This window comes from Kitasatospora sp. NPDC004531 (assembly GCF_053602195.1).
The window spans coordinates 1-4,055 of record NZ_JBSGDD010000182.1; the positions used below are offsets into that span (position 1 = coordinate 1).

The 4,055-nt window shown below is 74.5% G+C and carries 4 protein-coding genes; 1 reads left to right on the plus strand and 3 read right to left on the minus strand.

Annotated elements, in window-relative coordinates:
• Positions 1–1,329 (plus strand): DUF4190 domain-containing protein (locus ACWEMJ_RS33735; protein WP_452140957.1); only part of this gene is annotated, 1,329 nt, incomplete at its 5' end.
• Positions 1,330–1,383: 54 nt separating this feature from the next.
• Here ACWEMJ_RS33735 and ACWEMJ_RS33740 read toward each other — a convergent pair.
• The 3 genes from ACWEMJ_RS33740 to ACWEMJ_RS33750 all read right to left on the minus strand — a co-directional run.
• Complete coding sequence (locus ACWEMJ_RS33740; protein WP_452140958.1) at positions 1,384–2,769, minus strand: cobyrinate a,c-diamide synthase; 1,386 nt, start codon at positions 2,767–2,769, stop codon at positions 1,384–1,386.
• Positions 2,770–2,773: 4 nt separating this feature from the next.
• Positions 2,774–3,370: a cob(I)yrinic acid a,c-diamide adenosyltransferase gene (gene cobO / locus ACWEMJ_RS33745; RefSeq protein ID WP_452140959.1), complete on the minus strand. Its 597-nt coding sequence runs from the start codon at positions 3,368–3,370 to the stop codon at positions 2,774–2,776.
• Between the two features lie 6 nt (positions 3,371–3,376).
• On the minus strand, positions 3,377–4,055 hold a 679-nt coding region (locus ACWEMJ_RS33750; protein WP_452140960.1), incomplete at its 5' end, for a vWA domain-containing protein.

The following is a 4,055-nucleotide window of genomic DNA, read 5'->3' on the forward strand; positions in this document are numbered from 1 at the left end:
GTCTTGGTCAGGCCCTTCAGCTCGCCGCCCATCAGCGACTTCACGCCCGCGGCGGCTGAGCCCCCGGCCCCCGCGAACCCGTGGGCCGCCACCCCGCCCGCCGCCCCCGTGCCGCCCGGCGCCCCGGTGCCGCCCGCGACCGGCGCGGGCAACCCGTGGGCCCCGACGGGCGTCCAGCAGCCCTGGGGGACGGGCGGCTACCCGCCGCCGGGCGCCCCCGGCATGCCCGGAGCCCCCGGCATGCCCGGCGCGCCGATGGCGTACCCGGCGCCGCAGCGCTCGCTGTACGCCAACAACCTGGCCATCGCCTCGCTGATCACCGGCATCGTCTGCTGCTTCTTCGGCTTCATCGCCATCGGCCTGGGCGTCGGCGCGCTGCGCCAGATCAAGCGGACCGGCGAACGCGGCAAGGGGATGGCCGTCTCCGGCATCGTGGCCGGCAGCCTCGGCATGGTGCTGTTCGTGCTCGCGGTGATCGGCGGCATCTTCAGCGCCGACACCTGGGAGGTCGACTCCTCCGACGACCACCCCTCGCACGCGGTGCAGACCCCGGGCGCGAACCTCTCCGCCAACTCGCCGTTCCGGCTGCGCGTCGGCCAGTGCTTCGACCGCGCCACGCCCGGCATGGTCAAGACCACCGACTGCACGTCCGCGCACTTCGGCGAGACCTACCTGACCAAGGCCACCAAGACCCAGACCGGCGCGTACCCGGGCGAGGAGGCGCTGGAGAAGGAGGCCGAGGCGGCCTGCGTGGGCAGCGTGGACACCTACGTGGCGGACACCTGGTCGATCCCGGAGCAGGTGAGCACCTTCTACTTCTACCCGGACCGGGCGGCCTGGAAGATCCCCGAGGCCCGCCGCGTCATCTGCTTCCTGGGCAACGACGACAAGTCGCCGCGCACCGGCTCGCTGCAGAAGTACCTCACCACGTTCTCCACCGACCAGCGCCAACTGCTGGAAGCCACCAACCAGTTCGACAAGGCCTGGGTCAACGGCCCGGGCGAGGACGTCGACGTGGCGGACGAGCCGGAGGAGTTCCGGAGCTGGGCCAAGGAGATGACCGCCGCCGCCGCCAAGCAGGCCGACCTGCTGTCCGCCGGGCAGTGGAGCAAGGCCGACAAGGCGACCCTCGACCGGCTGATCGCCAAGTCCAAGTCCGCCGCCGACCACTACCGGGCGGCCGGCGCCTCCACCGACACCGCCACGCTCCGCCGCGAGATCGAGGCCGCCTACGACAACCTGGGCGACGACGAGATCATCTCGCTGCGCCGCACCCTGGGCCTGGCCACCCAGCAGGAGGAGCCCTCCAAGGGCAGCAAGGCGGTTTGACCGCCCGCCGCCCGTCGGCCGCGCGAGCCCCCCGGCCCGCGCGGCCTTTCGCGGTCAACTGCCGTCGTGCGAGGCCATCCAGGCGGCCGCGTGCCGGACCAGCCGGGACGGCAGCGCCGGGGCGCCCGTCCAGTGCAGGTGCAGGTAGGAGGCGTGCACTGAGCCGTGCAGGTGGCCCTCGGTGTGCGGCCCGGCGGGCGTGCGCCAGCCCCAGGCGGGGGACGGGCCGGCCGCCGGGTCGGTGACGGTGCGGTGGAACTCGTGGCCGCGCACCCGCGAGCCGGCCGCCGCGAGCGGCGAGTCGGCGAGCGCCACCGCCTCCCGGTAGCCGAGGGTCAGCCGGGACGTCATCCGGGCCGTCGCGTCCAGCACCCCGCACATCGGCAGGCCGTCCAACTCCCGCCCCAGGTACAGCAGTCCGGCGCACTCGCCGACCACCGGCGCGCCGCTCGCGGCCAGTTCGGCGACCGCCCGGCGCAGCGAGGCGTTGGCACTCAACTCGGAGACGTACACCTCCGGGAAACCGCCGCCGATCACCAACGCGGCCGTCCGCTCGGGCAGTTGCTCGTCGTGCAGCGGGTCGAACGGCACCACCTCGGCCCCGGCGGCGGCCAGCAGTTCGGCGTTCTCCGCGTACGAGAAGGAGAACGCCGCGCCGCCCGCCAGCGCGATCCGCGGTCGGGGCCCGACCACCGGCTCGACCTCCGCCGCCGGGTCCCAGGCGTCCGCGGGCAGCGGCGGCGCGCTCCGGGCCAGTGCCAGCACCGCGTCCAGATCGACCGAGGCGGCGACCAGTTCGCCCATCTCGCGCACCGCCCGCACGGCCTCTGCGGAACGCTCCACGGCCGGTACCAGGCCCAGGTGACGGGACGGCGTGTCCACCGCCTGCGCCCGCCGCACCGCGCCGAGCACCGGCACCCCCGAGCCCTCCTCCAGGGCCTCCCGCAGCAGCGTCTCGTGCCGGTCCGAGGCGACCTTGTTGAGGATCACCCCGGCGAGGCGCACCTGCGGGTCCCAGGACGCGAAGCCGTGCACCAGCGCCGCCACCGAACGCGACTGCGAGGAGGCGTCCACCACCAGCACCACCGGTGCCCGCAGCAGCTTCGCCACCTGCGCGGTGGACGCCAACTCGCCGCGCCCCGCCGCCCCGTCGTACAGGCCCATCACGCCCTCGACCACGGCCACGTCCGCCCCCGCCGCGCCGTGCGCGAACAGCGGCGCGATCCGCTCCGGGCCGCTCATCCAGGCGTCCAGGTTGCGGCCCGGACGCCCGGCGGCCAGCGCGTGGTAGCCGGGGTCGATGTAGTCCGGGCCGACCTTGTGCGGGGACACCTTCAGCCCGCGCGCCGCCAGCGCCGCGATCAGGCCGGTCGCCACCGTGGTCTTGCCCGCACCGGAGGACGGGGCGGCCACCACCAGCCGAGGAATGCTGTCGTTCAACGCCCTACCACTCAATACCGCGCTGGCCCTTGCGGCCCGCGTCCATCGGATGCTTCACCTTGGTCATCTCGGTGACCAGATCGGCCAGTTCGAGCAACTGCTCGGGCGCGTTGCGGCCGGTCACCACCACGTGCTGGCTGCCCGGGCGGTCCCGCAGCACCTCGACCACCTCCGCCACGTCGATCCACCCCCAGTGCAGCGGGTAGGTGAACTCGTCCAGCACGTAGAAGCGGTACGTCTCGGCCGCCAGATCCCGCTTGACCTGCTCCCAGCCCTCCCGGGCCGCCTCCTCGGAGGACTCGATGTCGCGCTGCACCCAGGACCAGCCCGAGCCCATCTTGTGCCACGCCACCGTGCCGCCCTGCCCGGACTCGCCGAGCACCCGCAGCGCGTTCTCCTCGCCGACCTTCCACTTCGCCGACTTCACGAACTGGAACACCCCGATCGACCAGCCCTGGTTCCACGCCCGCAGCGCCATCCCGAACGCCGCCGTCGACTTCCCCTTGCCCGGGCCGGTGTGCACCGCCGTGATCGGCAGCGTCCGCCGCTGCCGGGTGGTCAGACCGTCGTCCGGGACGTTCTCCGCAACTCCCTTGGGCATCTTCGCTCACGCCGCCTTTCGCATCATCGTCGTCCGGGTCTCGCGCACCAGCGAGGCCACCCCTTCGGCCCGCAACTCGTCCAGGCTCACCGCGTCACCGTTCAGCTGCGCCGCCAACTCCCGTGCCAGGCCCAGCCGGACGGGACCGGACTCGCAGTCCAGCACCACCGACGCCACGCCCTGCGCGGCCAGCAGCCCCGCCGCCCGGTGCGCCCGCGCCACCGCGTCGCGCGACCCCGTCGCCCGGCCGTCCGTGACCACCACCAGCAGCGCCCGCCGGTCCGGGTCGCGCAGCCGCTCCACCCGCAGCACCTCGTGCGCGCGCAGCAGGCCCGCCTCCAGCGGCGTCCGCCCGCCCGTCGGCAACTGCTCCAGCCGTGCCGCGCCCACCTCCACCGAGGAGGTCGGCGGCAGCGCCAACTCCGCGCCGACGCCCCGGAACGTCACCATGCCGATCTTGTCGCGCCGCTGGTAGGCGTCCATCAGCAGGGACAGCACCGCGCCCTTGACCGCCGTCATCCGCTGCCGCGCCGCCATCGAACCCGAGGCGTCCACCACGAACAGCACCAGGTTCGACTCCCGCCCCCGGCGCACCTGTTCGCGCAGATCGTCCCGCCGCAGCACCAGCGCCCGGCCGGCCCGGCCGCGGGGCCCCGGGGGGGGGGGCGCCGCGCCCCGCCGGGCG